The sequence below is a fragment of the Bacillus sp. JH7 genome (assembly GCF_001563515.1).
GTDB classification, from domain to species: domain Bacteria; phylum Bacillota; class Bacilli; order Bacillales; family Bacillaceae_G; genus Bacillus_A; species Bacillus_A cereus.
Genome location: NZ_LPUS01000001.1, coordinates 2,285,137 through 2,302,781 on the forward strand (window position 1 = coordinate 2,285,137; position 17,645 = coordinate 2,302,781).

Genomic DNA, 17,645 nt, shown 5'->3' on the forward strand with positions numbered 1-17,645 from the left:
GAGTAAGAAATCAAGGAATAATCTACATTTCATAAATCCCGCACTCTCTTTAACATACAATTCAGTGAAATAATTTGTTTCAAATACGTAGAAATATGGTTTAACCAGCAATCAATGATCAGGTCTTCTTACCCTAAGTAAACCTAAATCTATTTGTCTCCATACAGAAAGGAATAAATAGTTTTGTTCCTATTCATGAAATAGTACAATATATGCAAAATTACATATCTAATTAATTGCTTTTAATGTTATATTTTAATAGCGATGAATGCTATTATTTCATAAGTTGTCAACAAGCGTTATGTATGTATGAGAAAAAGGAAGGAGCCAAATAGGCCCCTTCCTTTTTCTACTAATTAACTAAATTACTCTCTGGTAAAAATTTAAATAGTAATGCTCATTTACAGGCGTCTGATTATGCATTAAACATGCTAACTTTGCTTGCTGTCGGAAAAATTAAAGACGATAGTCAAATATGTCCTTTCATTACTTTATATTGAAATAAATAATGATTCAAAGTTATTTTGTGAAAATTATACAAAAAGTACTAATTCGTCGTTTACCTAACAATAGATAATATAGATAAAGAAAAAATACTAGAGGATATCACAGTGTAGTAGTCTCTAGTATCTTTTCATAGTATTTTAGCGGCTATACAATACGGAGGGATAAAAAAAGGACCTCTTACGGAAAGATAAGAGGTCATCAAAAAGATAAAAATGTTGTATTTGAAACACGCGAGTTTCTAATTCACATCATAACACAATATATTTATATATTCAATATATACATTAAAGATAAGTAATGTATGTTCAAAAAACACATGGAATATTAATTTGTAACAGTATATATTTTCCTCTTTTATTCTATTTCTTCTACAATGCCGTGATTGTAACAAATATCCCTCTTTCTTTTTTGGATGATTACGAATAAAAATACTACATGTTTTCTGTCTCACTTGGAATAAAGCATCATGGTAAAAATACAATGCTGACAAGTAAAATACTTAATACAATCAACCCTATCCCTAACATCATCCATTCACCCTTTTTAGAATTTTAAAATTTAGCCCTTCACTTTCATATACTTCTCTTTTACATGAGCCAGTAAGTCCCTCAGCTTATTCTCTGCAGGGTGTTCTTGATTTTCTAGAACTTCTCTGCCATAGGATGAAAAGTTTTGTGAGCATGCACTAGTTGTTACTTTCAATTTCGCGTATGAGGATGTATGCTCATCATAACTGGATTACGTCTTCTTGGGGATAAAGGGGACAGGAAAGCTGCTAAGCTAGCGTAAGGTGCTAAATTCCCTCAAAGTATCTCAAAAGCTGGATAATCATTTAATATTTCTGTACTCTCCAACTTACAACAAAACACATCGCAAAATATGTTTACGATGTGTTTTAAAAGGGAAATCATCATCAAGTTTTTCACCCATATTTTTATAAGGAGTTTTACCATTGAGGATAAACGCCTTCATTTGTATACTATATGTCTCACACATATAGTATACAAATTATTACACTTACTTTTCTTCACCGCTTGCTTGCATGGAGTTAAAAGTCCAATTTAATTTCAACGCATCTCCTTGAAATACATTTTGTTCTTCACCGTTATCTACGAATGTAAACATTACATAAAATGTATCATCATCACCTGGAGCAAGTCCATTTCCTTCTCGATCTACAATACCGTTCTTTACAAGATTAGGAATATTTCCATTTTGCGTAGCTACCTTTAATTCAGATAATGTAGTAGACCAAATTGGAACCTCATTTTTATCCAAGTTCCACAAGAAATCAACACGGATATGATCACCAAAATCAGCATTTCCATTATCCCCTTTCGCATCGATTACACTGTAATCTGTCAGGAGTTTCACATCTCCTATTGCTAAGGTTCCTTTGTTTACTAATTGAAAACCACGTTCCATTTCATCACCTGGTTTCAGATTGTCGACATTAATAACAACTTCTGGATTCACACTCAAATCTAAAGTACCCGCTGCAAACGTGTTTTGTGATACTTCCTTATCACTAAAATATGCATATGTTCCCCCGCCAATTAAGGATAAGCCAAGCACTGCAGTTACAACACCCATACCAAGTTTTTTCTTCATACCCATTTCACAAGTCCCCCTATTGTTAAAGTTTAAACTACAAACCTTATTTCCATCCCACAAACAACAATAATAATTAAGCAACTTCCTTGTCCCATAATGAAAGCGAACTTACTTTAAACTAGTTACTTCATGTACCCAAACGACTATGACTCTTAAAATGACCGGTAATGTTACCGTAAATCATTACCGGTCATTTGTTAACCAATCCATTTCATTTAATATCCATTGTCTGATGCCTTTATTTACTCTAGAAGTTTGTCCACTTATTTTTTTGGTTCTAAACCGATAGAGCGTAAAATTTTCTCTAACGTCACTGGCCCTACATTTTCTTTCGGTTTCTCGTTTCCTTTAGCATCTGGGCCCTTTTTCAAGAAGTTTTTCTCAATTAAACGAACATCCGTTTCATCTACAACACCATCTTGATTTATATCTCCATCTTTTACAGATACTTTTCCTTTTCCATACGATAAAGCTGCTATTCTAGCATCTTGAATATCTACCATTTTATCGCCGTTTACATCACCTGCAAGGTTATCATCCATGTCAGCTCTAAAGTTTTGTCCCACTAATTCTCCATCCTGCATTTTCCCTATTTTTGTTGTTAATTTACTATTTAAATGACCTGGCATTTCTACGAAAATATCATATTCTTTATCGCTTACTGGAACACTATGAATTTCAAATTGTCCGTTATCACCAATCGTTCCTGTATATTTCTTTCCATCCTTGCCAACTGCGTACACTTTTGCTCCTAGTTTTGTATAGTCTTTCTTACCTAAATACCCCTCTTCATTCAAGAAAGCTTCCGGGCCAATATATCCTGTAACCGTTGAATGTTTCGAAACAATAGCAAAAGATTTATCTTTAAACGCGGGAATCTCAATGCCTTCTGATGCACCAACTTTTGTATAAGAGAACTTATCTACTCCAAATGCAGTCAAACCATTAAAGTATTCATCGTTCGTCATCTCGAATGTAACATCTAAAAATGGTTTATCTCCATCTAATCCTTTAAATTCTTTTCCCTCCAATGATGCGCCAACTTTCACCTTGTTTTCCCAAGCTCCTGCTTCACTTATCTTCGGATCTTCTAATTTAAGGTTCAATCCATGTTGTTCTACATATTCCGTAAGTGCTGGATTTGGTTTCACATCTGTAAATTTAAATAGCTGCTTGTAATAAGGAATTTCAAATGTACCTGACATAAGCTGTTTTACATTATTAAGATTCAAAGTTAATGTAATTTTCTCTCCTAATTTGATTTTATCTTTGTCATAACTTGGAACAGCGTATTCTGTCCCTTCTTTTACAAAGACGTAATCTTTATATCCAGTTGTCATATTCCCTGCAGTTGCAAGATCATATCCAAATAATTTTAAATTTAACGGCTCATTTATTTCCTCTGGAAGTACTCCAAATTTAAAATCACCATTTGCTTGAATTGTATTCAACCATCCTGATGGGAAGGCTGAGTTTTGATAATATACAATTTGATTCGCTTTTTGATCATATTGCAAGCCTTTTGCCTTTAATGCATCTACTGTAGAATCATAAATATTACCATGCACCCATAATGCACGCTGGCCGTCTTCTTCTTTAAACATAGAATCATTGACTTCGTGTATACCAGGTTGTACATCCTTAAATTTCATTTCAGGTATTACATTATCAATGATAATGCTATCGCCTTTTGTATAAGATTTTCCTTCTTTATCATATCCAACGAAGTTCAATTCGTAATCTCCATCAGGCAACATAACAGGTTTATCCGCAATTGGATGAGCTGGATCTCCTGTGAATGGAAGTACATACCCTCCCATACCAGAAAACATCATATATTCAACATTCGGTGTTAGACTACTTGCATTAAGTGTACCAACGACTCCTAATGCCTTCCCTGTCGTTCGGTCCTTTACAATTGCATCAATGGTTTCGAGAGGACTATTTAATTTAAATGTCAACGGCGAACTTGGTCTTTCCATAAATGGATGGAATTTAGAAGCATCTGTTGCCATTGCATCTCTCAGTAAATCTACAGACGCAATCCCTTTTTCTGTGAATTTAACTGCAAATGGTACTTGATATACTTCTTTTTCATTGTTTTTATTTGAAATATGAATATAGCCCTCATATCTACCAAATTCAGCGTTTTCTGGAATGGTAATTTCAGGGCTAATTTCCTCTGATGCACCAGGAGCTACTTTAATAGAATCTGGTACGTTTAGCTTCACACCATTCTTCGCTGCATCTTGCACACCTACACTTGTAGGTGAAAATTTCACCTCTAATTTAAACTCTTTCCCATCTGTTTTACTGCTGTTCTTAATTAAAACTTTTCGACTATCTTTAATAGGCCCATTTTCAATTTGATTTTTATACCCAAATGCAATAGAACCTGTTTTTTCTTCAATTTCTACTTCTTCATCACCTACAACGTTTGATGTTTTATCAACAACCTCGATTGATGTATCTGCATGAACTGCACGGTATGCATCAATTCGTCCTGAGCCCACCTCAAATACAGAACGCTCTTCTTTTAAGTCAACTGCGGTATTCATGAGTGCTTCTTTTACTTCAAATGGACTATAATTTGGATGTTCTTGTAAAATGAGTGCCGCTACCCCTGTAGTATGAGGAGTTGCCATAGAGGTACCTGACATACGTCCATACGCTATCGGATAATTTTCTCCATCTTTTGGATCATTAATATATTCAGGAACAGTTGAGAAAATAGACACACCTGGTGCTACAATATCTGGCTTAATATCATCTGTCTTAGTTGCAGGACCACGGGAGCTGAAATCAGCTAAGTGATCTCCCTCTGTTTTTATATTACTTAGTTCCCCAAACGCTAACGACACATCTCCTTGTACAGCTTTTGCTTGTAATTTCTCACCATCTACTTTTGTTAAGCGGAACGATGGAATAGATGCAGTACTTTCCCCAAGATAACTTGTAATTTCACCATCTACATTGTTATATACGATTACCGCCTTTGCGCCTGCTTCCTTAGCATGCTTAATTTTCTCATCAAATGTAATCTCACCGCGTTGGATAAGAGCTAATTTTCCTTTTACATCTTTTCCTGTAAAATCATCTGATTTCCCGAGCCCTGCATATACAACTGATACGGATTGACCTTTCAAATCTTCAATCTTATCAGTAAAGCTTTTTCCAAGTAGCATCATCTTATCCACATGTAAATCACCTGCATCGACGGAAAACGTTGGGATTTTCATTGCAGCGTTACTGGCTCCAACTGTAATCGGAAGTGCCGCTGCACTAGGTGATCCAATGGTACCTTCTTCCGGACCACTATTACCTGCTGCTACAACTGTAACAACACCAGCTAACATCGCATTGTTCACTGCGACAGAAGTAGGATATAAAGGATCATTAATAGACGCACCTAGTGATAAATTGATAACATCCATATTGTCTTTCACTGCTTTATCAATCGCAGCAAGAATACCGCTTGTTTGTCCACTTCCATATGGGCCCAATACGCGATATGAATATAAATCTACATCTGGAGCAACACCCTTCACTGCATAATCCACACTATTCTGTTTGTCTGCAGCAATTGTCCCAGCTACATGCGTACCATGGGATGTATAATATGCACTCCCCTCATAAATCTCTGGATATCCTCCAGAATTTTGCCAATCCTTATACGTTGTCTCCATTGGATCAGCATCATTATTAACAAAGTCCCATCCTTTTATGGAGTTCGGATCTATTTTACTTGGATCTTCACCTTGTTTTGCACGATATCCTTTATATGCATCTTTCAAATCCGGGTGGTTGTAATCAATACCTGTGTCCAGTACACCTACCTTAATTCCTTTCCCTGTTATTTTTTCATCATGCAGCTTGTCCACACCAATTTGCGGTACACTATCCGCCATTTTCGGTTCAACAACAGTCTTAGTTGTTTCTTTTGGCAAATCAATTTTAACCTCATGATCTTCCCATACGCGCTTAACGATACCGGTACGAACTAAGTCTTCGATCATATTTGCTGGTAAAGAAATCGCTACACCATTAAAAGCATTCTTATATTCTCTTGTTATTTTTGCAGATTTTACATTTGTCCCTTTCTCTTTATTCTTTTGAAGCTGCTCAAGCTCTGCTTTAAATCCTTTATGTGATGCCTCTACCTTTTGTTCCGCATTTGAAAGAGCTAATTTTTTCCCTTTAGCCGCTTGTTTTAATACCTCTATTTTGCTAGGCGCTTGCTTAAATTCTATAATCACATTCACATTATTAGGACTTGTTGTATTGATACCTGGCGAAATAACAAAACCTGGTTTTGTATCTAACGTTTTTAAGGCATTACGTTGTTCCTTTGTAAGACCTTTTAAGATAGCATTTGCATCATCAATTCCAGTTAAAGTAGATGTATTTACCTCTTCCGCTAATACGTTATATGGAATTCCTTGAGACAATAACATTCCAACTGTTAACGTTCCAATAAGAATCTTTCCAAATTTCCCTCGTTTCATATTACATCTCCCCATTATTAATATTATTTTTTGAAACAAATTGATTCTTAAATTCCCATGTAGCATTGGAAACTCTATTAATCTTAATCTTTTGTATCATGAAAGATTTCCAACACTACTACCATCCCCATACCTCACATAGCTAACCACTCACTTTACTCTTTCTATAAGAGCCCTCCGTCATTTATTTCCAACAAAAGATTTTCACAAAATGAATTATTAACAAGATTAAAATGTAATTCTATTTTTATTATTTCACATTTTGATTATTCTGAAAATTAAACAAAAGGAGTATCTTTTCTCTAAGGATTCTATGCCTACATAGTACAAAAGAACTACCTTGTCCTTTATTCTTTGTAATACAGAATAAAGCGACACGATAGTTCTTTGATAGATTTCTTATTTAATCTAGCGGAACTAATTGATTTCGGACTGCATAAATCACTGCTTGCGATCGACTTTTCACATTTAGCTTTTTAAAAATTTTATTGATGTGAATTTTAACTGTTTTATCACTAATATATAAAACTTCAGCAATTTCTTTATTACTAAGTCCTTTTACTAGTTCAAAGAGAATTTCCTTTTCACGTTCCGTCAGTTCATTTTCATTTGATTCTACTTTCATTTTTTGCTGATGATATGTAATTAATTTTTTAGTCATACGCGGATGAATGACTGAATCGCCTCGATATAACATTCGAATTGCTGCTACTACCTGATCTGATGATGAATCCTTCAATAAATAACCATCAGCACCGGCCTGGAGTGCATCCATTAAATACTCGTCATGTTCATACATTGTAAACACAAGTACACGGCAACTCGGATATTTTTTTTTCACTAACTCTGTAGCTTCAATCCCATTTTTCTCTGGAAGATTAATATCCATCAAAATACAATCTGGTCGGCATTCTTCTACTTTTCCCAATACTCCATCCCCAGAGCTAGCTTCTCCAACCACTTTCATATCAGATTCATCCTCTAGTATGCTCCGAATTGCATCCCGTAAAAAAGCATGATCATCTACTACTAATATTTTAATCATTTTACGCACCCCTTGTTTGTGAATCTGGAATTAACAGTGTAATTTCTGTCCCTTTTCCTACAGAACTATCAATCTGTAAAGTAGCCCCTAATTGGTCAGCTTGTTCATTCATATGTAATATACCATAATGTGGCTCATTCTTCGTTTTAACCATAGACTCAAATAGTGAAAAGCCAACTCCGTTATCCTTAACCCTTAAAAGCACGTGTTCACTTTGATAGCTGAGTAAAACATCAGCCTTTTTTGCCTGTGCATGTTTTACAATGTTTTGCAAACTCTCTTGTAATGTATCAAATATAACTCTTTCTTTTGAAAAACTAAGCGCACGTGCATGACCTCTTTCATGATATGTAATGTCTAGTTCATATTCTTGTCTTAAAGATTTTATTTTACTTGCTATCGCCTGCTTAAGTCCCAATTGTTGTGTCGGATATGGTTTTAAAGCATAAATAGAATAGCGAACTTCTCCTAGGCTTCCTCTTAAATCTTTTATGCTTTTCTCTACTACTTGCTGCATATCTTTTGGTTTATCACGGTATTTTTTCTGCGCGGATTCTAGTTGGAATATCACCCCGGCTAATGTTTGCGCAATACCATCGTGAATTTCTCGAGCAATTCTATTTCTTTCTTCTAAAATCATTCTTTTTTCCTGTTCAGAAATTAATATCCTTGTTTTAACTACGTTAGCTAATTGGTTAGAAAATGTAGCTAACGACTGTACATCTTCTGGAAAGAAGCCCGCATTTCTACTTTTCCCTGCAACAAACATTCCGACTAGTTCATCATTAACAATAAGAGGAAAATATACAAGTGAGCGTATGACACTTTCAAATATTTCATCTCCAGGAGCCGTACCAATTTTCCAATCATTAAATACAAGATTTTTAGAAAGTCCCTCAAACGCATCGTAATTTTCTAAATGATCAGAAATATCAGGGCGAACTTTCCCATCTTTTAATAGAATATTCCAGTTTCCATCATCTTTTGTCCATATTACATATGCTTGTATGCCAAAAAAACCTTTAAGTGCTTGTTTAATATGCTTCAAGTTTCCTCCAGTTAATCCTCGACTAATTTCGGTCGTAATAAGAAATAACTCATATAATCGTTCTTTCTCCATCCTTATCCGTACAGAAAAAGAACTAATAACGGAAGTTGCTACAAGTGGAAAAAAGAAAAACAGCACTGTAACTTCGTTTACTTCCACACTATATGTACTAATTAGTACATGCATCAGTGCCGCATAAGAGAAACCAAAAGTTTCGCAAAGAAATACCGTAATAGTTTTTTTATACCATTGATAAATTGAATATGGCTGCGGAAGAAGTATCATTAACAAATCGTAAAAGCGATTGTTGAAAAAACAAAAAAACATGCAAAATAATAACAAAGATATTAAATTCTCATACAGAACTGACATACCTATCTTATTAATTATTAAGGACATACATTTGTCTGAAAACCATTTGGCAAAGATCAAACTAAGTGCATGTTGAGTACTATTAAATAACATTCTTTGTATCGGTGAACGACGATGCAGGTGAATAATTAGCGTCACAAGTACAATAGCAACAATAGTTATATGGATTCCAAACTGCCAACTCATAGCGTAAATTATCGGAAAGGTAAGCGAACTAGTTCCTCTCCAAAATCTTACAGGAAAATACTCTGCAATCCCCATAAAAAGTAACAACAATATTAGTATTGTTAGATGAGAAGGGATTTTAATTTCAAGTAAAGATATAGTTATAGTAACCAAACCAAGAAAAGAAATAAAATAAAGATAAAAACTAGCAATCTTTTCTCTCATAAAGATAGAATTTACATCTTTCAAAACAACCCCTTCTTTCCTTATAAAAACTTCATTTTCTCTATTATCCAACAAAAAACCGGCACTGGCAAAATGGAAGAACATCCACTAGCCAATCACCGGCTGTGTACTACACCTAAAAAGGCAAGACACAATACTAGTATATATCAGTTTGTGAAGTTTACCCATTAGTCAAATGGTGTAATTGTACATACTTTTAGACTTAGGTCTACTAGTACAAAAGATGTATACGCAATTTAAATTTTGATTCACTAAAAAAATTCTAAGAAAAATAGGAAGGCAATCGTAGTAAATACTTATCTATATTAATTTTATCTAAATCTTTAGGTTATGTATGTGTCAAATACTCCCCATCTAATATTTACAAATAACCCATGAGATAATCTCCTTATATACTATATATGAAGTTTATCACTTAATATTTATTGAAGAAAAGGCGATGCATACAATAATCAAATCTAATTAACATATTATTTAATTATCGGTAGCGAGATTAAAGAGACTCCCTATTCTCAGGAAGGAACCTCCAATTCATATTATTACCCCTATTTCTATGTTTCTTATTTGATTCTAATTAACTAACTGATTAGGGTTATTGCAAATCAAAATAATAAAACCACATCTCCAATTATTAGATAACTATCTAATACATTGGAGGTGCGGTTCACTTAGGTCATTGATGTTTCAGCTATTCTCTTTATTTGAAAATTACATCTACCATATTAATTTAATATTGTATTCCTCTAGCCAACTATTAACTTGAAGTAAATAATCTATTATACCTCGTGCATCATTACCTGAAATTACTTCGTCTTTTCCTTCTGCAATAGCACGAACTCTTTCTACATTAATTAATGGCAAAATAGGTGATTCAGGATTGTTCAACACATGTAACATCCAATCACTAATACCTTGTAGATAAGAGGCATCCTTAGTGCTTGGATATGCACTTTTTTTGCGATAACGTACATCCTCTGGAAGTACATTTTCAAAAGCTCTACGTAAAATACCTTTTTCAATATTGTCTATGCTTTTCATTTCGAATGGGACATTCCATAGGTATTCTACAAGCCGGTAATCGCAAAATGGAACTCGTACTTCAAAGCCATTCATCATACTTGTGCGATCTTTTCGTTCTAGCATAAATGGCAAGAAACGTGTAATAAACATGTAAGACATTTGACGTTGCTTCATTTGCAGATCACTTTCACCTTCTAAAAAGGGAACCTCAGCAACTGCATCTTCAAATTTTTGTTTTTGATATTTTTCAGGGCTAATCTTCGCTTTAAAATCCTCTGATAAAATTTCTGTACTATACCATAAATTAACACTCCAAGGGAATATCTCTGCATCTAGAAACTTCTCTTGATGGAACCATGGATATCCTGAGAATACTTCATCTGCGGATTCGCCTGAAAGTGCAACTGTTGCGTCTTTTTTCATTTCCTTAAATAGCAAATAAAGAGACGTTTCCAGTTCTCCAACTCCAGGTAGATCACGCGCTCGCATTGGAGTTAATAAATACTCTATTAAACTATCTGATCCTAACTCTATAGAATGATGCTTTGTTCCTACATATTCAGCCACACGTTTCACCCAAGGTTCATCACGATCAAAACGAAGGAAGTCTTGCTCAAAGTCTTTTTCATCATTGATGAAATTCAGGGAATATGTATGAAGGCGTTCCCCTTTATTCCCAAATTCATTTCCTGCTAAACCTGTTAAACCACTGGAATCTAAACCTCCGGAAAGCATAGATACCACTGGTTTATCAGCAATTAACTGCCGTTTAACCGTATCTTGTAAAATGGAGCGGATTGTCTCGACTGTTGTATCAATATCATCTACATGTTTTTTACTTTCAAGTTTCCAATACTGTGTCGTAGTCGAGCCATTAGAGGTAAACGTCATATAATGGCCAGCACGCACTTCATGTATATCCTTGAAAATAGCATGACCAGGAGTACGTGTTGGTCCAAGGCAGAATATTTCAGAAAGTCCTTCTTTATCTACCTCTGCATCTACAAATGGATGCGAAAGTAAAACTTTTAACTCTGAACCAAAAAGAATTGCGCTTCCCCTTTGAGCAAAAAATAAAGGCTTCACACCTAGATGATCACGACCAAGCATCAATTTCCCAAATCTTTCATCCCAAATACCAAAAGCAAAAATCCCATTTAGATGTTGAACACAATCTTCTTGCCATTCTAAGTAAGCATGTAGTAATACCTCTGTATCCGACTTGGTCTGAAATTTATGACCTTTCTCCTCAAGTTCTTTACGTAATTCTTGATAGTTATAAATTTCTCCATTGAACGTAAGGCCAATCATATCATTTCCATCTTTATAGAGCATAGGTTGAAGGCCACCTTCAGGATCAATGACGATGAGACGTCGATGACCTAATGCCGCTCGTTTTGAAAACCAATGCCCCTCTGCGTCAGGTCCTCGGTGAATGATAGCATCTGTCATTTTTTTTAACGTTTCTTGTTCATTAGACAGGTCTTTAGACCAGTCTATCCACCCTACAATTCCACACATAGTGTCTACCTTCTCTCAAATAGTATAGAAACCGACTAAAATTGAATATCAGTCGGTTTTCCGTAAAAAAATCCGACTAAAAACATCTTTTAGTCATGTTTATATAATAAAATGAATTGAATAAAAAATCAAATAATTCAATCAAGAAAGAAATCATCGTCCGATTAAAAAATTATTACCTTAAACTTTCATTTTTATCTTAAGTGATACAGTTGCATTCTATTATAGTTATATACTAGAAATAAGAATGGTGTATGTTATTCTATAAGAAGCAAATAGAGGACTTTCTATTAGGAGTTACAAAATTACAAATGAACTAATACAGAATGTAAAGATAGAAAACTTCGCTAAATATTTCAAGGATAGGGTGTAGACAATGATCAAATTAGAAAAAGAAAATAAAAAAATGAAAATCATTCAATCTGCCACAATACTGTTCTCTACGCGTGGTGTCCGTAACACAACGGTTGATGAAATTGCAAAGACAGCTAAAGTTGGTAAAGGTACTATTTATTATTACTATACAGATAAAACTGAAATATTATGTGACTGCTATATGCGTCATATTCAGCTCAAACGCTCACAATTATTTAATTTATATAAAGAAGAAAAAGATGTTTTACTTCGAATACAAAAAATTCTTCATTATATCAGCCTAGAATATCATCAAGATCCGTTTGTTTCTACACTCTTTCAAGAATATAAAGAGTACCATTCACCTGAAATTACAACTTGTTTTAAACAATCTGAAGAAGAAGCAATTAACATGATAAGTAATTTGCTCGAAAAAGGTTATCAGCAAGGAGCTTTGCATAAGGTACCATTACCGCTTACAGCTTTTATGTTAGTACGAATGATTTTTAACTACGAACAGGATTATATAAAAAATGATAAAAGTGATACAGAATTTCTGCAGTTGCTAAAACATATGCTTCTTAAAAACTAGTTTTAACAACAAAAAAATAATTGTGGTACAAATATATGAAGAAGAACGTGAATAATGAATGGTTTAATAAACTCTTTTCATTCTGGCCAAACATACGAAATATCCAACGCTTATGTAGAAATGAATGAAAAAATCATATAAATTTTTCTAAAATTAGAAAGCCTATACTTAAATCTACAATAAAATAGTTCAGTAAAAAGAGCGTGTTTTCATCTATCTAAACACGCTCTTACAAATATTTAAACCCTATATGAATTGCTTATTCCATTCTGATTTTCTTTTAACTAATATATCTCTTTATATACGATTATCATGCCAAAAGTTTATTGGAAAATGATTGTTCTCATCATAAGCTTCAAATTCGTACCCTTTTTCTTTTAACCCTTTTATAATTGCTGGAACTGCCGCGACAGATTGTGGATGAATATCGTGCATTAAAACAATTTCCTTTGAAGACGTCGCACCTGCTAAGACATTTTGAACAATCTTTGCAGCTGCTACATCAACGGGTAATTTATTGTATTTCCAATCTAAAGAATCAATTGTCCAATCCCATACTTTCAAATTATTTCCTACCACTTCATTTCGAAGTGATTCATTTAAGCCAGGCATTGATCCATATGGTGGACGTGTTAATTTCGGTGTGTATCCAATAACGTTTCTAATTAAAGATTGATCTTCTTTCATTTCCTTCACATATTCCTGATTGGTGTATAGCTTTTTAAAATCATGTGTCATACTATGCATGCCCACATAATTGTTTTCTACATGCTCTCGTTTCACTAAATCTGGGAACCTTTTCACATTATCGCCAATTAAAAAGAATGTTGCTTTCACATCATTTTTCTTTAGTACATCTAATAGATTAGCTGTATATTTTCCAGGTCCATCATCAAAAGTTAAATATGCAACTTTTCTTTCTTTACCATCAAAACGATTAGGTATCAATTTTTTTAATTCATTTTTAGGTAGACTGCTCACTTGCTGAACACTATTTGCCTCTTCCGCATTTACCAGCTTAGGATTCGTAATAGATTGAAACACGTAATACCCTATTGCTACTAAAGTAATAGCCAACAATACACTTATAATTCTCTTTTTCTTAAGCTTAATTTTCATATTATAATCTTCTTTCTATCTTAATAATAATCTGTATAGGTGAAAATTAGTGCCCTGCACTAGCGTTCATGGCATTTCCTATAATAGTCAGAACTACTGGAAATAATACTGGTCCTAAGGTAAGGACAATGTTTAAAATTATAATAAAACTATATAGTAAGCTATAATTTTTACTATTACGGTTTTCAAATACTAGGATGACTAATGTTATTATAGTAATTAAATGTAGTAATAAAATTATCAACCAATAATACATCATTATAGTAAGATTCCACTTTCCTAATAGTTGGTATGTTACCCCTATTATTATCCCTAATATAGTAGCATTAAAGGAAATAAACAAAGTTCTTTTTAGTATTTTAGGAAATGTTTTGTGATCCACAGTTTTATTATATAAACCGATTAAAATGCCCAAAGATAGATATGCCAGTAATAGCCCTACCCAATTCCAGATCCAATCTTGATCCCCCATTAAATTAAACAAAAGCGCAATGATCCCTCCTACTGCAAGAATCGAAGAGATCATAATACTATTTAAAGCTGATTTCATACTATTTTCACTTCCTTAAAAATTTTACAATACAGCATTGAAGTCTACTCTTAAGTTGTCCTTTACTTATTAGATTCCTTTTCATTAAAAATCTTGTATGGAAATCCCATCATATAATCCGGTCATCATACCTAATAGCATATACGGAGAATGGGTAGGCCCAGCAAAAATTACATGTACATGATCACATACCATAATTTTTAAACTGAATGAAACTCCACCAAATCCTATTCCACATGGTAGATATACAAATAGAGGATGCCATTCACCAACTTTTATTTGTATATCAATTATTCAGACGAGTATCAGCTACTGCATAACCTTAAAATAAATGCTTTGATTTTTCATCGTCAATCAAATAGCACATTTGATTCTTATTAACTTGTATTCTTCCTTCTTCTACTGCTTTACTATAGCCCGCTGTATATTTAAAAATAGTAACCCCTTTGTTTCTAATTAAATCTTTTTCCCATTTTTTCGCAGCTGCTGCCATATGTACATATGATGTTTTAAAATTAATAATAATTTATTATAATTAAGTATATATTAACAATATATTAAGTATAAGTAAATAAAATTAATAATAATTTAATTTTATTTACTTATTTAAAGGGGATTACATATATGAACGATATTAATGTTGGTCACAAAATTAGGGCATTTAGAAAAGGGGCCGGATTAACCAGTAAACGTTTAGCAGAGTTAGCTGATATAACACCTTCCATGTTAAGTCAGATTGAAAAAGGAATCACAAATCCTTCATTACAAACACTAAAATTAATTTCTGTAGCACTAAATATTCCATTGTTTAACTTTTTCTTAGAGGATACCAATACAGAAGAATTAGTTGTAAGAGCTAACCAAAGGAAAAAAATAACTTTTCCTGAAAGCGGCAATGTTTCATATGAGTTATTATCTCCTAATTTAGATGGAGCACTAGAATTGGCTTTAATGAATCTGTTCCCTGAAACTGCTTCATCTATGGAGCCTGTGGCACATAAAGGGGAAGAAATAGCATTTATTATGGAGGGACAAGTAAAACTATATCTAAATGATGAGGTTTTACTTCTCAATACAGGTGATAGTGTTAAAATCCCACCTTATACAAAGCATAAATGGGAAAACACTTCTTTAAACAAAGTCACTGTTATATTTGGGGTAACTCCACCATCTTTTTAATTTCAAATACTAGCGAAGAAAAGTTAGAGAAAATAATTCTCTAACTTTTCTTGTATACTTAATTTTATTTTAAGAAATTAAAAAACTTGTCTCCCAATTATATGAGATTAAAATCTAAACGATTAAAACTAATGAAATAGATCTTTTTAATTACATACTTAATTTATTTTTTAATGTCCAATATTTTTCTCCATTAGCTTCAAAAGAGAATTCTACCCATCCATTTGGATCTTCACGATAAATAAAGATGGTTGTTCCAGGGGTTACTGTACCAACTTTATTCTCCTCGACAGCTACATCTGGTCTACTTTTAATTTTTAAATTAAATGGATAAGGTACCTGGTAGTAAGCAGCTGATGATACAACATTTGAGCTTGAACCGTCTGCATACATTTTATATGGAATTTCATTCGATAACGCGTCGACATCTAATGTTTCAGGATTCTTTGGTAATTTTTTTGCATATGTATAGTCTTCTACATGAAACGGTTTAATACGTTCCATAATACCCGCAATTTTCTTAGCCCAGCCTTTATCTGATGCATATTTCACATTCATGCCAGTTAATGTTGGGCCGTTATAATACATACCACTTTCTTCTAAATATCTTTCTCGTACATAATTAGCGTTATAAGCAATGCTATCGCCGTAGCTTGGTAAATATTTTGCATATTTAAACGGATCTCCATCATATGCACGTAGACCGAATAGATTATGTTTTTGATATGCGATTTCTGATTTTCCGTATCCAGATTCTAAAATCGCATGCGCTGCTAAATAATGAGCACTCACGCCATATTGATTTTGCGCATTGATAAAATCTTGCCCATGTCCAACTAAAGGACTATCCGAGTGATATTTCGCAATAAAACTATCAATCTCTTGAGCTGTAATTTTCGAAGCCACTGTTAAATTTAAATCTTCATATGAGGTAGCAGTAATAACCTCTTTTTCATCGTTTAAATTTTGTTGTAACATATCTGTTTTTGCAGTAAGTTGAGCAGCTTCAGCACGTGTTATAAATCTATTTGGTTGCCAACCGTTCTCGGTACCATTAGAGATTTTTAAATCTATTAAAATATTGGCATATTTTTCTCCCCAATGCCCTTTTAAATCTTCAAATCTAACCTGATCATTATGATTTGGTGTGCTTTGTAGTTTATATGCATTTACTAGCATCGTAGCCATAGCAGCGCGAGTTACTTTTCCGGATGGATTGAAGATTCCATTACCTTCACCTTTAACAATCCCAGCTTTTTCAGCAGCAGCAATATAAGGAGTAGCCCAGTGGTTTTGTGAATCTGTAAAAGATGGTTTTGCATTAGGATCAATTTGTATACCTAAAACTTTTGTCATAATTTTTGTAGCCGAAGCTCTGTCTAATGAGTCATTTGAACCAAAAGTTCCATCTGGATAACCATTTAATACCTGTTTATCAACTAAATAATTAACGGATTTATCAGCCCATGTAGGAACATCAGGGAATTTATGAGTATCTGCTAAAATATTAGAAGAATAGGATAATATAGCTCCTGCAAGGATACCTGTTGCAATTAATTTGTGCTTCATTAAAATAAACACCTCTACCATTGTATTTATCAAATTGAAATTTTCTATTTTAATATTTACATGTTTGTAATAATAATAAAATCGGATTATCACGCATTCAATTTGATGTAACGAGTATAGTTACTTATATACACAAGTGTCAATGAATTTCTTTTACAAAAATGCATAATTTTTACATTATTTTGTAATTAAATTATGTATAAATTTTGTAAAGGACCTTTTGATAGATTTTACCTGAA

10 protein-coding genes are annotated in these 17,645 nt (G+C 33.4%); 2 read left to right on the forward strand and 8 right to left on the reverse strand.

Features of this window, described 5'->3' with window-relative positions:
• Window positions 1-1,524 precede the first annotated feature (1,524 nt).
• The 5 genes from AU379_RS11560 to asnB form a co-directional block, all read right to left on the reverse strand.
• Window positions 1,525-2,124: a TasA family protein gene (locus AU379_RS11560; protein ID WP_000525504.1), complete on the reverse strand. Its 600-nt coding sequence runs from the start codon at window positions 2,122-2,124 to the stop codon at window positions 1,525-1,527.
• Between the two features lie 260 nt (window positions 2,125-2,384).
• Entirely contained in the window at window positions 2,385-6,626 is a 4,242-nt protein-coding gene (locus AU379_RS11565; protein ID WP_061139281.1) for a S8 family serine peptidase, read from the reverse strand.
• Between the two features lie 403 nt (window positions 6,627-7,029).
• Entirely contained in the window at window positions 7,030-7,671 is a 642-nt protein-coding gene (locus tag AU379_RS11570; protein WP_000590674.1) for a response regulator transcription factor, read from the reverse strand.
• A gap of 1 nt (window position 7,672) precedes the next feature.
• Window positions 7,673-9,505, reverse strand: a complete 1,833-nt coding sequence (locus AU379_RS11575) for a sensor histidine kinase (protein ID WP_033667522.1) — start codon at window positions 9,503-9,505, stop codon at window positions 7,673-7,675.
• Window positions 9,506-10,216: 711 nt separating this feature from the next.
• Window positions 10,217-12,043 (reverse strand): asparagine synthase (glutamine-hydrolyzing), encoded by a 1,827-nt coding sequence (gene asnB, locus AU379_RS11580; RefSeq protein WP_061139282.1) that lies wholly within the window; start codon window positions 12,041-12,043, stop codon window positions 10,217-10,219.
• Between the two features lie 376 nt (window positions 12,044-12,419).
• On the opposite strand from asnB, the gene AU379_RS11585 reads away from it, so the two are divergent.
• The gene (locus AU379_RS11585; protein WP_000593070.1) at window positions 12,420-12,989 is read left to right on the forward strand and encodes a TetR/AcrR family transcriptional regulator; all 570 of its coding nucleotides are present in this window, start codon (window positions 12,420-12,422) and stop codon (window positions 12,987-12,989) included.
• 297 nt (window positions 12,990-13,286) lie between these two features.
• On the opposite strand, the gene AU379_RS11590 is transcribed toward AU379_RS11585, so the two are convergent.
• Window positions 13,287-14,108 carry a peptidoglycan-N-acetylglucosamine deacetylase gene (locus tag AU379_RS11590; RefSeq protein WP_000694605.1) on the reverse strand — a complete coding sequence of 274 codons (822 nt, stop codon included), beginning with the start codon at window positions 14,106-14,108 and terminating at the stop codon, window positions 13,287-13,289.
• A gap of 46 nt (window positions 14,109-14,154) precedes the next feature.
• A complete protein-coding gene (locus tag AU379_RS11595; RefSeq protein WP_000833545.1) occupies window positions 14,155-14,658 on the reverse strand; it encodes a DUF3902 family protein in 504 nt (167 codons plus the stop codon).
• Window positions 14,659-15,282: 624 nt separating this feature from the next.
• Here AU379_RS11595 and AU379_RS11605 point away from each other — a divergent pair.
• A complete protein-coding gene (locus tag AU379_RS11605; RefSeq protein WP_000997924.1) occupies window positions 15,283-15,837 on the forward strand; it encodes a helix-turn-helix domain-containing protein in 555 nt (184 codons plus the stop codon).
• A gap of 150 nt (window positions 15,838-15,987) precedes the next feature.
• On the opposite strand, the gene AU379_RS11610 is transcribed toward AU379_RS11605, so the two are convergent.
• The gene (locus tag AU379_RS11610; protein ID WP_016090209.1) at window positions 15,988-17,406 is read right to left on the reverse strand and encodes an S-layer homology domain-containing protein; all 1,419 of its coding nucleotides are present in this window, start codon (window positions 17,404-17,406) and stop codon (window positions 15,988-15,990) included.
• Window positions 17,407-17,645: the final 239 nt, after the last annotated feature.